The organism is Leucobacter sp. OLIS6, assembly GCF_002752355.1.
Lineage (GTDB): Bacteria > Actinomycetota > Actinomycetes > Actinomycetales > Microbacteriaceae > Leucobacter.
The window spans coordinates 356,084-368,879 of sequence record NZ_MRAV01000011.1 but is presented as its reverse complement, the minus strand read 5'-3'; the positions used below and the strand labels follow the sequence as shown (position 1 = coordinate 368,879).

10 protein-coding genes are annotated in these 12,796 nt (G+C 72.7%); 2 read left to right on the top strand and 8 right to left on the bottom strand.

Translation table 11 applies throughout. The features are described 5' to 3' along the window. Window positions 1–48 precede the first annotated feature (48 nt). Window positions 49–1,773: a PucR family transcriptional regulator gene (locus tag BMH31_RS08170; RefSeq protein ID WP_099723450.1), complete on the top strand. Its 1,725-nt coding sequence runs from the start codon at window positions 49–51 to the stop codon at window positions 1,771–1,773. A 53-nt stretch (window positions 1,774–1,826) separates the two neighbouring features. Here the strand turns inward: BMH31_RS08170 and BMH31_RS08165 are convergent, their stop codons facing one another. Genes BMH31_RS08165 through BMH31_RS08155 form a run of 3 tightly spaced genes read right to left on the bottom strand, consistent with a single transcriptional unit; the run spans window position 1,827 to window position 3,991 of the window. Then, window positions 1,827–2,483 (bottom strand): Maf family protein, encoded by a 657-nt coding sequence (locus BMH31_RS08165; RefSeq protein WP_099723451.1) that lies wholly within the window; start codon window positions 2,481–2,483, stop codon window positions 1,827–1,829. 9 nt (window positions 2,484–2,492) lie between these two features. Beyond that, window positions 2,493–3,227, bottom strand: coding sequence for an ABC transporter permease (locus tag BMH31_RS08160; protein WP_099723452.1), 735 nt, complete (start codon window positions 3,225–3,227; stop codon window positions 2,493–2,495). Beyond that, window positions 3,224–3,991, bottom strand: a complete 768-nt coding sequence (locus tag BMH31_RS08155; protein ID WP_099723453.1) for an ABC transporter ATP-binding protein — start codon at window positions 3,989–3,991, stop codon at window positions 3,224–3,226. The genes BMH31_RS08160 and BMH31_RS08155 overlap by 4 nt, the downstream gene beginning before the upstream one ends. 88 nt (window positions 3,992–4,079) lie before the next feature. On the opposite strand from BMH31_RS08155, the gene BMH31_RS08150 reads away from it, so the two are divergent. Next, window positions 4,080–5,357 carry a TRAM domain-containing protein gene (locus BMH31_RS08150; protein ID WP_099723454.1) on the top strand — a complete coding sequence of 426 codons (1,278 nt, stop codon included), beginning with the start codon at window positions 4,080–4,082 and terminating at the stop codon, window positions 5,355–5,357. 16 nt (window positions 5,358–5,373) lie between these two features. On the opposite strand, the gene BMH31_RS15825 is transcribed toward BMH31_RS08150, so the two are convergent. The 5 genes from BMH31_RS15825 to BMH31_RS15395 all read right to left on the bottom strand — a co-directional run bounded on the left by BMH31_RS15825 (window position 5,374) and on the right by BMH31_RS15395 (window position 12,724). Next, window positions 5,374–7,440 (bottom strand): sigma-70 family RNA polymerase sigma factor, encoded by a 2,067-nt coding sequence (locus tag BMH31_RS15825; protein ID WP_099723455.1) that lies wholly within the window; start codon window positions 7,438–7,440, stop codon window positions 5,374–5,376. Window positions 7,441–7,636: 196 nt separating this feature from the next. After that, window positions 7,637–10,204 (bottom strand): fibronectin type III domain-containing protein, encoded by a 2,568-nt coding sequence (locus BMH31_RS08140; RefSeq protein WP_099747398.1) that lies wholly within the window; start codon window positions 10,202–10,204, stop codon window positions 7,637–7,639. Window positions 10,205–10,491: 287 nt separating this feature from the next. Continuing rightward, window positions 10,492–11,244 (bottom strand): class I SAM-dependent methyltransferase, encoded by a 753-nt coding sequence (locus tag BMH31_RS08135; protein ID WP_099723457.1) that lies wholly within the window; start codon window positions 11,242–11,244, stop codon window positions 10,492–10,494. A gap of 62 nt (window positions 11,245–11,306) precedes the next feature. Then, window positions 11,307–12,023, bottom strand: coding sequence for a DUF1361 domain-containing protein (locus tag BMH31_RS15400; RefSeq protein WP_143469825.1), 717 nt, complete (start codon window positions 12,021–12,023; stop codon window positions 11,307–11,309). A gap of 29 nt (window positions 12,024–12,052) precedes the next feature. After that, a complete protein-coding gene (locus tag BMH31_RS15395; protein WP_143469824.1) occupies window positions 12,053–12,724 on the bottom strand; it encodes a pentapeptide repeat-containing protein in 672 nt (223 codons plus the stop codon). Window positions 12,725–12,796 lie beyond the last annotated feature (72 nt).

The following is a 12,796-nucleotide window of genomic DNA, read 5'->3' as shown; positions in this document are numbered from 1 at the left end:
CCGCGTCGCCCCGTTCAGGGCGGAGTCCCGGAGCGAGCGGAGCACACCATGGCCGACCCCCTCGAACGCCCCCCGCTGCCGAGCGTGCGCTCGGTGCTCGCCCTCCCCGAGCTCGCCGACGGACGCCTCGAGCTGATCGCCGGTCGCGGCGGGCTCGACCGCGAGGTGCGCTGGGCCCACGTGGTCGCCGGCAGCGGCGCCGATGGCGGCGCCTCGCTGCTCGACGGGGGCGAGCTCGTCCTCACCACGGGGGCGGGCTGGCCCCGCGACGAAGTCGGCCTGGCCCGCATCGCCGAGGCGCTCGTCGCCGCCGACGTCGCCGCGATCGTGCTGGAGCTCGGCGTCCACTTCGCCGAGGCCCCGGCACCGCTCGTCGCCGCGTGCGAGCGCGACGGGATCCCCCTCGCCGTGCTGCGTCGCGAGGTCCGCTTCGTCCAGATCACCCAGCGCGTGCACCAGCGGATCCTCGCTGCTCAGAACGAGGCGCTGCGCGCTCGAGCGCAGGTGCACGACATGCTCACGGAGCTCGGACTCAACCGCAGCCCCGTCGACTACGTGATCGAGCGGCTCGCCGAGACCATCGGCGCCCCGGTCGTGCTCGAGGACTCCGCGCACCGGGTCGTCGCGTGGTCGGGTCCGGGGCACCCGCCCGAGGAGGTCCTGTCGGCCTGGGTCGCATCGGACGGACGCGGATTCGAGCTGCCGGCGAGCTGGGTCCGAGTGCCCGTCGAGGCCCGGGGCAGCCGCTGGGGGTTCCTCACCGCGCTCCCCGGCGCGCCGCACCCCGCCGGCCGGCGCACAGTGCTCGAGCTGGGCGCGTTCGCCCTCGCGCTCGGACGCCTGGCCGATCCCGACGGCGACGCCTGGGTGCGGTTCTCGTCGAAGCGGCTCGTCGGCGCGCTGCTCGGCGGCCGATACCGGCACGAGACCGAGCTCGCGGCGCAGCTCGCGGCCGGCGGGCTGCCCGTCGCGGGCCGGGTGACCGTCGGTGTCACGCTCCGCGGCGCCGGTGATTTCGGCGGGCCCGCCGCCAAGGAGCGCTCGGTGCTGGAATCGGCCCTGCGCCGGGCCATCGCGCCCGAGGGGCGAGCGCTCATCGCGGTCGACGACGGCGAACTGTCCACATTCGGTCCCGGCACGCCCGGCGGCGGGCCGGGCGATGCCGGGGTGCGGGGAGCGAACGGTGAGCGCCCCGTGCTCCTCGCCCTCCTGTCCTTCCCTGACGGCGACGCCCGGGTCGCCCCGACCGGGGACCGCGGGATCGCCTCGCCCCTGGCCGCCCGGCTCGCCCGCGAGATCGATGCACTCGCGCCCGCCGCTACACCGGCGGGCTGGCGCGCGCACCTCGGCCTCGGGGTTCCCGCCCGGCGCCTGCGCGGCGCCATCTCGTCGCTCGAGACGGTGCGCGCGGTCGGGATTCTGCCCGCGGCCACCCGCGCTGGTCGGGTCAGCGTGCAGCAGGCCGAGCGCCAACCGCTCGCGTTCCTCGTGCGCGAGCTGTCGGGCACCCCCGAGGTGCAGGAGTTCGCGAGCGACGTGCTGTCGCCCCTCGTCGAGTACGACCGCGAGCACCACGGCGATCTGGTGCGCGTGCTCGACGCCGTGACGGCGCACCCCGCGAACCGCTCGCTCGCGGCGCAGCGGGCGCGGCTCTCACGCTCGGTGTTCTACCAGCGGATCGCGCTCATCGAGGAGCTCCTTGGCGTCGACCTGACCGACGGCATGACCGTCGCGACGCTCACGGTCGCGCTGCTCGCCCGCCGCGAGCGGTAGCCCCCGCACGAGGAGCCATCGGTCATCCCGCGCGAGGAACGAGTCGCAGGATCCTATGCTGCGCGGTTCCAGAGCGACGGGTAATCGTGCCCGAGCTCGCGAACGAGGCGGCGGAACGCCGGCAGCGAGAGCCCGATGACGCAGCTGGTCGCACCTTCGACCCGGTCGATGAACGCGCCGGCGAGGCCGTCGATCGCGAATCCGCCGGCGAGTTCCAGCGGTTCGCCCGTCGCGACGTAGGCCTCGAGCTCCGCGTCGGTGACATCGGCGGCCAGCGACACCGTCGCGGTGTCGACGGCGCCCGCCGCCCCGCGCGGGGATCCGTCGGCCGCGACGTCGACGAGCCAGTGCCCCGAGTGCAGCACTCCGCTGCGGCCCCGGTGCTGCCTGGCGCGTGCGAGCGCCACCTCGGGTAGGTGCGGCTTGCCGAGGATCTGCTCGTCGATGAGGAACGCCGAGTCGCCGCCGAGCACGAGTCCGCCGCCGAGCTCCGCGATCTCCGCGGCGTGCCGGCGCACCACGTCCTCGGCCTTCAACCGACCGAGGTACTCGACGAGCTCGGGCGCGGTGAGGGCCCGCCCCAACTCCGCCTCGCGCGCGACGACCTCGGCTTCCTCGTCGACCTGGGGCGAGAAGCAGACCGGCTCGATGCCGGCGGCGCGCAGCACCGAGAGACGGGCGGGCGAGGTCGAGGCGAGGATCAGGCGCATGCCGCGAGTTTACGGCGTCCGCCTCCGCAGGGTCGCGGCGGCGAGCGCGAGGGCGACCGCTGAAACCGCGGCGATCACGATCAGCGGCCCCCAGAGCGTCCAGTCCTCGTCGCCCTTCGTGACGGCGGTGACCGCGTCGATCGCGTAGCTGAGCGGGAGCCAGTCGGAGATGGCGTGGAGCACGTCGGGCATCTGGTCGCGGGGCATGAACAGGCCGCCGAGCAGGATCTGCGGGAACACGAGCACGGGCATGAACTGCACGGCCTGGAACTCGGTGCGGGCGAACGCGCTGGCGAGCAGGCCGAGCGCGGTGCCGAGCAGGGCGTCGAGCACGGCGACGAGACCCAGCTGCCAGACGGGACCGGTCGTGCTGAGACCGCAGACGATCACGGCGAAGCCGACGGTGATCACGGCCTGCAGGGTCGCGGCGAGCCCGAAGGCGAGCGCGTAGCCGACGATGAAGTCGGCCTTGCCGAGCGGGGTCGTCATGAGCCGCTCGAGGGTGCCGGATCGTCGCTCGCGGAGCGTGGTGACGGAGGTGATGAGGAACATGAGGATGAACGGGAAGAGCGCGAGGATCGGTCCGCCGAGTCGGTCGAAGACGCCGGGCTGATCGCTGAACAGCCAGGAGAAGAGCCCGACCAGCAGCGCGGGGGCGATGAGCACCAGTGCGACCGATCGGGGGTCGTGCACGAGCTGCCGCAGCACGCGCGCGGCGGTCGAGAGGGTGCGTGCGGGATTCACGGCGTCCGTCCTTCCCCGTCGGGCCCGGCCGGGCCCTCCGCGGCGACCGCGATGACGGCGAGGAACGCGGATTCCGGGTCCCCGGTCCCGGTCTGCCGCATGAGCGCGCCCGGGGTCGTGTGGGTCAGGATCCGGCCCTCGCGCATGAGCAGGAGGTCGTCACAGCGGAGCGCCTCGTCCATGACGTGGCTGCTGACGAGCAGGGTCGTGCCCCCGTCGGCGAGGCGGTGGAACAGTTCCCAGAGCTCGGCGCGCAGCACGGGGTCGAGCCCGACGGTGGGCTCGTCGAGGACGAGCAGCTCCGGGGAACCGAGCAGGGCGGCCGCCAGCGAGACCCGATTGCGCTGCCCGCCGCTGAGCGCGTCCACTCTGCGGGAGGCCTCGGCTTCCAATCCGACGAGCGCGACGACCCGCTCCGGGTCGTCGCGCGGGGCGCCGACGGCGCTGGCGAAGGCGCGGAGGTTCTGGTGCACCGTGAGGTCGTCGTAGACCGACGCCGCTTGCGTGGCGTATGCGACCCGGCGGCGCAGCCCGCGGGAGCCGGCGGGTTCGCCCAGCACTCGCACGCTGCCGCTGACCCCGGCCTGCGCGCCGACGACCGTGCGCATGAGGGTGGACTTGCCGCATCCCGACGGCCCGAGGAGTCCGGTCACCCGCCCGGCCTGCACCAGGAGGTCGAGGTGCTCGATCACGGCCCGCCGTCCGCGACGCACGCCGAGTCCCCGGATCTCGATGGCCGCACCGGCCGGGGCGCTGGGCTTCATGGCCTCAGCGTAGCCCCGGCGGGGCGCTGGCGCGAGCCCCGCCGTCGATCCGCGCGCACCGGCGCAGGAGGGATGGGAGAATGGGTGCATGGCGAATACCTCACCCCTGCAGCCCGGCGACGAGATCGAGCTCGAGATCACCAACATCGCGCACGGCGGGGTGAGCGTGGCCCGGCATGACGGCCGCGTCGTCTTCGTCGCCGACGCGATCCCAGGCGAGCGCGTGCGCGCGCGTGTGACCGAAGCCCGCAAGAAGTCGTTCGCGCGCGCGGTCACCCTCGAGGTGCTCGAGGCGTCGCCCGACCGGCGCCCCCACGTCTGGCCCGAGGCCGCCCTGGAACGCGATCCCGAGGAGCGCGCCGGCGGTGCCGAGTTCGGCCACATCGCGCTCGAGCGCCAGCGCGCCCTCAAAGCGCAGGTGCTCGCCGAGTCCCTGCAGCGCTTCGCGGGCGTGGAGCGCGACGTGACCGTCGAGGCGGCGCCCGGCGACGACGAGGCGAACGGCCTCGGCTGGCGCAGCCGCGTGCGCCTGCACGTGGACCCCGAGACCGGCGCCGTCGGCCCGTACGCGGCGCGCAGCCGGACCATCGTGCCCGTCGAGTCCCTGCCGCTCGCGGTCGAGGGTGTCAACATGATCGCCCCGCTCGACGAGCCGATGCACCACCTGGTGTCGATCGACCTGATCGCTCCCAGCGCCGACGATCCCCGCATGCTGATCACGGCGGAGGAGGACGTGGCCCGCGCTGGCGAGAACGACGCCGTGCGCGAGCTCGTCGGCGACCGCGAGTTCCTGGTGCGCGCCGGAGGGTTCTGGCAGGTGCACCGCGAAGCGCCCGAGGTGCTCTTCACCGCCGTGCGCGACGCGATCATCGCGCTGGACGAGGCCGGTCGCGTCGATGCGGGCGCGGCGAATCTCGATCTCTTCGGGGGCGCCGGCCTGCTCGCTGCGGCGATGGCCGAGGCCGTCGGCCCCGCGCTCAAGGTGACCACGGTCGAGGCCGATCCCGGCGCGACCGACGATGCCGCCGAGAACCTCTCGGAGCTCGTCGGAGCGCTCGCGGTGACGGCCCGTGTCGATCGATACCTCGCCGATCTGCTCGCCGCGCCCGCCGCGGTCCGCGACCGCTTCCGTCGCTCGACCGTCGTGCTCGATCCCCCGCGCTCGGGCGCAGGCGGAGCGGTGAGCCAGCAGCTCGGCGAGCTCGCGCCCGCGAACATCGTCTACGTGGCCTGCGACCCGGTGGCGCTGGCACGCGATACCGCGACCCTGCTGGGCCTCGGTTACGAGCTGGGGCCGGTGCGCGCGTTCGATCTGTTCCCGCACACGCACCACCTCGAGGCGCTCGCGGTCTTCACCCGGGCCTGACCCGGGCCGTCCCGGCTCAGTCCGCCGAGCCGTTCCCGGTTTCGGCGGTCTGCGGCGTGCCCGGGTCCGCCGGGCTCGCGGTCACGCCGGAATCCGCCGGAGCGCCCTGGTCGGCCGCGGTCGGGATAGCGATGCTCTGCCGCACGCCGAACCGCGCATCGGCCCCGTCGCCGTCGCAGTAGGCGAACACCAGCGCCTTCGTTCCGGAGGGGTACAGCACCAGCCCCCGCTCGTACGCGCCCTGCGCGTCCAGCTGGATCCTGGGCGATCTGGCAGTGCCGGTGCTCACGCAGACGGTGGCACCGGGCACGCCGCCGGTGATCGAGACGGCGGCGGCGAAGCGGCTCGTGTCGATGGAGCGCACCGGAAGGGCGGTCAGTTCGACCTTCGGCACGGTGAGCGAGAACCTGACGGGGGCGACGGGCGACACGCTGTCGCCCTGGGTCTGGGTGATCTCGGCTCGCTGCGCACCCGGCCGCAGTTCGAGCTCCGCGAGATCCACGGCCCACTTCCCGTCCGCGGCGACGGGCGGCAGAATCCGCGCGCCCGCGACGGCGACGGCGATCCTCGCCCCGGGTTCCGCCGTACCGCTGAGGCGCGGCGCGATGGTCCCACCGGCGTCGCCGGAGCTCTGGACAGTCGGGGCCGGCAGCGCGGGAAGGTCCGGACGCGGCACCGGTGCAGGGTTCGGAGGCCCGACCCGGTCGCCTCCGTCGGGCTCGGGTTCGGGCCTCAGCGGCGCCTCCGGGAGCAGCGAGTCCTCCCGCGGGACGACCTCGTTCGAGAGCTGCGCGGGCCTTCCGTCCTCCTGCTGTCCGGCGACGTTCCCGAGACCCGCTCCCGGTTCCACTCCGGCCGCGGCGCCCGAGGTGCCGGAACTCCGCTTCGCCGGAGAGCGGGCCGCACCGCCGGTCGCCGATCCGTTGTCCGACGGCGCCGCGTGCCGCCCGGTGCTCCAGCCGCTGCCCGCTTCGACGGTGGCGGGCAGTTGGGGGTCGAAGGGGTGCGCGAGCACCACCGTTCCGGCGATCGCGGTGGCGGCGAGCGTGGATCCCAGCACGAGTCCGGTGGATCCGATCGCGACCTTGCCGCCGACGGCGGCCGCGAGCTTGCCGAAACCTGCGCGGAGTCCGCCGGCCTGCGCCAGCGCGGCGAGCGGACGAACCATCGCCGCTCCGTGTACGGCGGTCGCCCCGCCCGTCGCGGCGAACGCCGCAGGAGCGACCGGATCGGCCGCCCGCAGCGCCGCGATCAGTGCGCTGCCCGCGCCTCCGAGGAGCAGCACGCCGAGGATCCCCCCGCCGATACGGCGATTCGCCTCGAGCAGTTGCTGCTCGGCGGATCGGCACTGGCCGCAGCCGCGCAGGTGCGAGCGCAGCAGCGCGGCCCGCTCGCGTGGCAGGGAATCCCTGACGTACCGCGGCAACGCCTCGAACACCCGCGCGTGCTCGATCCCGGCTGGCGGCGTCGGCAACCACTGCGCGAGCCAGGCGACTCGGAGCCCCTCGGTCGCGCGGCGACCGAGCACCGAGACGGAGTTCGGACTGATCCCGAGCCGCCGGGCGGTCTCCGCTCGGGGCAACCGCTCGACGGAACGCCACTGCAGCACCTGCTGCCAGCGGTCCGGCAGCGCGGCGAAGGCACTGAGGATCATGGCGCGCTCTTCGACCGACTCCATCGCGTCTCCGACGCTCGGATCCGGGGCCTCCTCGACGTCGGGCACCGGGACGACTCGTCGGCCGGCACGGAACCACCGCGCGGAGATCTCGCGCACGGTCTCGAGCAGATGGGCGCGGAACGCCTTCATCGGGGCGGGTTCGCGCTGCAGCTGAGCCCAGATCGTCGCATAGGCCTCCGACACCACGTCGTCCGCGTTGCCCGGTGCGACCGAGCGGGCGACCGCGTAGGCCGAGCCGCGGTGCAGCGACCAGAGCTCGGCGAACGCGTCGGCGTCGCCGCGCGCCGCAGCATCGAGCAGGCGGGCATCGATATCGGGATCGACCGGGTCCTCGGCGAACGCGGATCGGGCAGGATCGGGCCCGAACACGACCGCGTCGCGCTCAGCCGTTCCCGACTCGCTCATCGTCTCGAATAGCCCGGTTCCAGATCCTGCGCCGCCGAATTACGGCACCGGTCGATTGTGCACCCCGAAACCGCCTACACCAATACTGTTTGTCGGGTTCCCGCAAGAACACGGGGGAAACCTGCCCGGAACACGCAAATGCGCGGGCGCGAACGGGCTGTTCGCCCATCCGCGCCCGCGCACTCGTCGCGTCGCGCTATGCCGTTCGGCGCAGTCGCCTCACCGTCAGCAGCGCACCGCCGCCGAGCAGCAGCACGCCCGCCAGACCGAGCACGCCCGCGGCGGTCGCGTCACCGGTGTCGGCGAGTCCACCGCCGTTCGGCTTCTTGATCGGGGATGTCGGAGGCGTCGTGGTCGGCGGCACCCGATCGGCGGTCCCCTTGCCGTACCAGCTGTCCTTCGCCGGATCCACGGTCAGGTCCGCATCCGTCCCCGTCGCGGTTCCGGACACCGTCACCGTGTTGACGTAGTCGCCCTTCGGCAGCTTGCCCGAGGCCGTGTAGGCGATGGAGGCTCCGGGGGCCAGCGTGCCGTCGAACCCGCTCGGCGCGGCGATGGTGCCGAGCCGGTCGTCCTTCACGCTGTCGACGCGCACGGGCACGTTGCCCGTGTTCGTGACCGTGTACACGAACGGAACCGGCTTCTTCGTGGAGACGCTGTGGCGGTCCGCGGCGGTGGCAGCGCGAACGCCGTCACCGGTCTTCACGACCTGCAGACCCGCGGTCGCGCCGAAGCCGTACCAGTCGGCCTGCACCGGCTGCAGCTCGTTCGGCACGCCCGCCTCGGTCGCCTTGACGGTGACCCGGTTGTGGTAATCGCCCTTGGCCACAGGCCCGCTCGCGGTGAAGACGACCTCTTCGCCGACCCCGAGGGTGCCGCTGAAGCCGCTCGGCGCGGGGATCGCACCGAGCACGCTGTCGGTCACGTCGTCGATCTGCACCGGCACATCGCCCGTGTTCTTCACGGTGTAGGCGAACTGGACGGTGGCTCCCGCCGCGACATGCAGCGCGGCGGCCTGCGTGCCGTTCTGCTGACCGTTGCCGGTCTTCGTCACCGAGATCGACGGGTGCGAGAGCGGAGCACGCACGGTCGCGACCGCGGTATCGCCGTTGCCGGCCTCGTTCCACGCCGAGATGCGGAACTGGTAGGTCTTCGCGGGGTCGAGGCCCGAGACGGTGCGGGTCGCGGCGGTCGACGCGGCCGCGGGCACCACGGTCCAGGTGGTTCCGGCGTCCTCCGACTGCTCGATCACGTAGTCGCGCACCGGCGCCTGCGCATCGGCGGTGACACCGGCGGGCAGCGCGTTCCAGGTGAGATCGACCGAGGTCTTCGCCGGGCTCGTGTACTGCGCCGCGAACTGCGTCACGGCGTCCGGGGTGCGGGCGAAGATCACCACGCGGGTCGCCGAGGACCCCTCGGCGACGGTCGCGTAGAGGAAGCCGCGCTCGTCGAAGGCGAGACCGCGGACCGTCGAGAGCTGTCCGTTGCCGGTGCCTCCGCCGAAGGCCGAGAACTTGCCCTTCGCTGTGCCGTCCTGGGCGAAGACCGAGATGAGCCCGCCGCGCTGCCCGACGTAGATGTCGCCCGTGCGCGGCTCCACCTGAATCGTGAACGTGGCATTCGTCTGCCCATCACCCGTCGCGAGCGTCCCCAAGCCGATCGTCTGCGTCACCGCGCACCGATCCCGCGAGGACCCCGTCGGATTCCCGACGGCCTCGGTCGTGCAATTGTTGGGATCGATCCGCTGGATGAAGGTCTGGTTCCCGGCACCCGGATCGATGAAGCCCACGAGCAGCGTGCCGTCGGCCGGATCCACCGCGATCGCGTACGGCGAACGGTACCCGCCGTCCGTGGGATACGCCGTGCCCGCCGGCTGGTTCAGATAGATGTTGCGCACGAACGTGCCGTCGGGCTTGTACTGCTTCAGCAGCTCCGGCGTCTGGCTCGTGACGACCATGTCGCCGTTCAGCATGCGCGCGACGCCGACCGCGTAGTCGAAGGTCTCGGGGTCGTAGCGGTTCGCCCAGCCGTTGCCGCTCGGCCAGCTCGACTTGCCGATGGCGCCGGCTTCCGTGCCGCCGGGAGCGATCATGCGGACGACCTTCTTCTGGTTGTTCAGCCACCCGGCCTGGCCGTCAGCGTCGATCGCCCACGCCGTGCCCGCCTGGGTCACGGCGATGCCGCGCACACCGCCGAACTTCCCGCTCGGCATGGTGCTGCCGTCCCACACCTGGGAGTCGGCGATCTTCGCGTAGTTCGCACCGACGCCCGCGTTGTCGCCCGCGGCGACCGTTCCGTACGCGCCGTTGCCGGTGTACTGACCCGCCGCCCAGTCCGGCGTCGCGGCCAGCTCGTGCCGCTGCACTCGGGACTGGCCGCTGTAGCAGGCCCTGCCGTTGTCGACGAGCACACCGCCCTGGGTCGAGCAGAAGAGCGTCGCGAGGGTTCCGTACGCGATCTTGGCGCTGTCGGTCACCCAGAGGCTGCCGTCGGACGGGCTGGTCGTCACACCGTAGCTGTAGACGAGGTCGCTCGTGCGGGTCCGAACATCGCCGGCGTACCCCCAGAGGCCGCTCCCGCGCGCCTTGCCCGCGGTTTGGACGACGCTGGTGGTGCCCGGAGCGGTGGTGGCGACGGTCGGGTCGCCGACGACGGCCGAGGCCGCGGTCGCTCCGAGCGCGCCGAGCGGGAGTGCGATCAGCGCTGCGGTCGCCCACGCGGCCGCGCGCGCGAAACCGCGACGAGGTGGTGCTGCTGTATTCATGAGGTTCCCCACGTGTCAGGAGCGCCGGCCCCTCCGACCGCTCGAGCTGTCCGGGAGCGTTGGCACGACCCCGACTTCGGCGAAGCGCCGTGCGCCCCGAGCGGCACGGCAGAATACTTGAAACTTCCCCGAATCGAGTTGAGCGTACCCGGGGATCGCGCGTTCGTCCAGGATATTCCCTGACTTGGGTCCGGATTCGTGGTTTGGGAGCCCAGGAGTCGGCGCTCGCGCACTGCGGGGCCGCACGTTCTGCGGTCCCACGCAGGAGCCCGAGACCGCCGACCGCCCTACCCCGGCAGGATCGCGCGGAACGCGTGCGTGACGTAGGGCATGCCGATCGACTCGCCGTCGCGCAGACCGAGCCCGTCCAGGATCCGCGCCAGCCCCGCGTCGAGCTCCGCGCGTTCGAGCGGAGATCCGGTGATGTAGTAACTGCGGGAGCGCAGCATCCCGCCCAACGTCGCTCGAGTCGCAGGGTGCTCCCAGGCCCAGCTCGCGTGCTCGGGAGCGCCGAACGGAGGCGCCAGTTCGGGACCGCCCGCGGCGATCGTGTCGCGCGACCCGCTCGTCCGCACCAGCGCTTCGAGCTCGGTCGCCCACGCGGTGCGGGGATCCCGCAGGTTCCAGACAAGACCCAGTACGCCGCCCGGACGCAGCACCCGTGCGATCTCGCGGGACGCGAGCACGGGATCGACCCAGTGCCAGGCCTGCCCGAGCACGACGGCGTCCGCGCTCGCGTCGGCGCAGGGCAGGGATTCGGCGGTGCCGATCCCCGTCGGGACCCCGGGCACCGAGTCGCGCAGCTGCTCGAGCATCTGCGCATCGGGATCCACCGCGGTGACCCGGCACCCGGCCGCGAGGAGGCCGCGGCTCAGCTTGCCGGTGCCCGCCCCGACATCGAGCACCCTCGGCGATGCGGCGGTGCCGCGGACGGGCGCGAGCATCCACTCGATGGCCGTGGCCGGATACTCGGGACGCCCCCGCTCGTACAGCTCGGCCACCGAGCCGAACGAGGTGGCCCGCGCTTCCTGATCCGCCATCGCGACCCCGATTCCCGATTCCCTGCCGGAGCGGGCCGCATCCGACCCGCGCTGACCGCAGGCTACTGCAGCAGGCTCCGCACCCGCTCGATCGACAGCAGGCCGTCGATCATCGGCCCCGCGACGACGCAGTAGATGAGCGCGAGGAACACGGCGTAGGTCACGGTGAAGCCGGCGGCCGCCGCGATGTGGTCGCGCGTGCGGAAGTGCGCGAAGAACTTGCGCAGGAACGAGACGGGGTGGCGCAGGTCCCAGGAGTTGAAGCGCAGGTAGCGCCCCAGGTACATGCCGAACCCGAGCAGCAGCATGACGACCCCGACCGCCGCGAGCGCGCCCGGCTCCAGGAAGTTGCGCGCCGAGTCGCCGTACACGCTCGTCGTGAAGAACATGTGCGCGAGGAACACGTTGAAGACCGTGTTGACCACGCCCGACATCGCGAGGGTGATCACGAGGATGATGTCGTACCAGAGCGGCACCGGGTCGTCGTCCCGCCGGTGCGACTGGTTGAGCTCGGTGATGAGGTAGCTCGCGTTCGGCAGCATGAGCAGCCAGAGGATCGCCGTGACGGCGAGCACCGCGAGTCCGACCACGGGAGCCGCGACGAGCAGCGCGAAGCCGAACAGCCCGCCGATGCCGAGGATGAAGACGGGCAGGACCGAGAGCAGGATGTTCCACAGCATCGGCCGGTACAGCGGCGTGCGGTACACCCAGGCCCGGGCGAGCACGAGGATCAGGGCGTAGACGTTCAGCAGGACGGCACCGACGGGGAGGAAGAACACGGAGACGATTATCTCGTGAAGCCGCCGGGTCAGCTCGCGCGGATCTCCATGCCGAAGTGCGCGGCGAAGATCGGGGCGAGGTCGATGGCCTGCATCTCGGAGACGATCGCACCGCGCAGGCCCTCGAGGCCCTCGATGCTCGAGAACTCGAGGCCGCGCAGGTCGAGCCCTTCGGATCGCGCGCCCGTGAGCACGAGCTTGCCGACCGTGCACCCGTCGAACGCCATGCGGGTGATGCGCGCCCCGCCGAGGTCGAGCTCCTCGATGCGGCAGCCGCGGAACAGCACGTCGCGCAGCTCGGAGGCGCGCAGGTTGACCCAGCCCAGCTTCGACCCTTCGAAGAGCACCTGGTGCAGCCCGGAATCGTACAGTTCCGCCGCGCCGACGCGGGACGAAAGGACCTCGACGTCCTTCCAAGTGCTGCGGCGAGCCTTGAGATTCGGGGCGTCGAGGCGCTCGAAGCGGGTCTCGACGAATCGGGATCCCTGCAGGTCGGCGTCGTGCGCCTGCAGGTCGAGCAGCTCGCACTCCATCAGCGTGAGCCCGGCGGCGGCGCGCCCCGAGAGGTCGCCGCCCGCGAAGCGCTCGCCCTCGAACACGCGGCGCGGCCCGATCGCCTCGGGATCGCCGTCGCGGAGCTCGTCGAGCCGCACCGGGTCGAGGTGGGGCGTGGGATCGATCCTGCGCGTGCGTGCGACCATGGCGGCTCCTCTGCGATCGACGTGTCGGGACGGGCACGACCCTACACTCGGCCACCGACACCGCGGATAGTG

What these genes read in the sequence shown, in the direction of transcription:
- BMH31_RS08155 (WP_099723453.1), bottom strand. Translation starts at nt 3,991, where the DNA reads ATGAAGCCCAGCGCCCCGGCCGGTGCGGCCATCGAGATCCGGGGACTC.
- BMH31_RS08140 (WP_099747398.1), bottom strand. Translation starts at nt 10,204, where the DNA reads ATGAATACAGCAGCACCACCTCGTCGCGGTTTCGCGCGCGCGGCCGCG.
- BMH31_RS08150 (WP_099723454.1), top strand. Translation starts at nt 4,080, where the DNA reads ATGGCGAATACCTCACCCCTGCAGCCCGGCGACGAGATCGAGCTCGAG.
- BMH31_RS08135 (WP_099723457.1), bottom strand. Translation starts at nt 11,244, where the DNA reads ATGGCGGATCAGGAAGCGCGGGCCACCTCGTTCGGCTCGGTGGCCGAG.
- BMH31_RS08170 (WP_099723450.1), top strand. Translation starts at nt 49, where the DNA reads ATGGCCGACCCCCTCGAACGCCCCCCGCTGCCGAGCGTGCGCTCGGTG.
- BMH31_RS15395 (WP_143469824.1), bottom strand. Translation starts at nt 12,724, where the DNA reads ATGGTCGCACGCACGCGCAGGATCGATCCCACGCCCCACCTCGACCCG.
- BMH31_RS15825 (WP_099723455.1), bottom strand. Translation starts at nt 7,440, where the DNA reads ATGAGCGAGTCGGGAACGGCTGAGCGCGACGCGGTCGTGTTCGGGCCC.
- BMH31_RS08165 (WP_099723451.1), bottom strand. Translation starts at nt 2,483, where the DNA reads ATGCGCCTGATCCTCGCCTCGACCTCGCCCGCCCGTCTCTCGGTGCTG.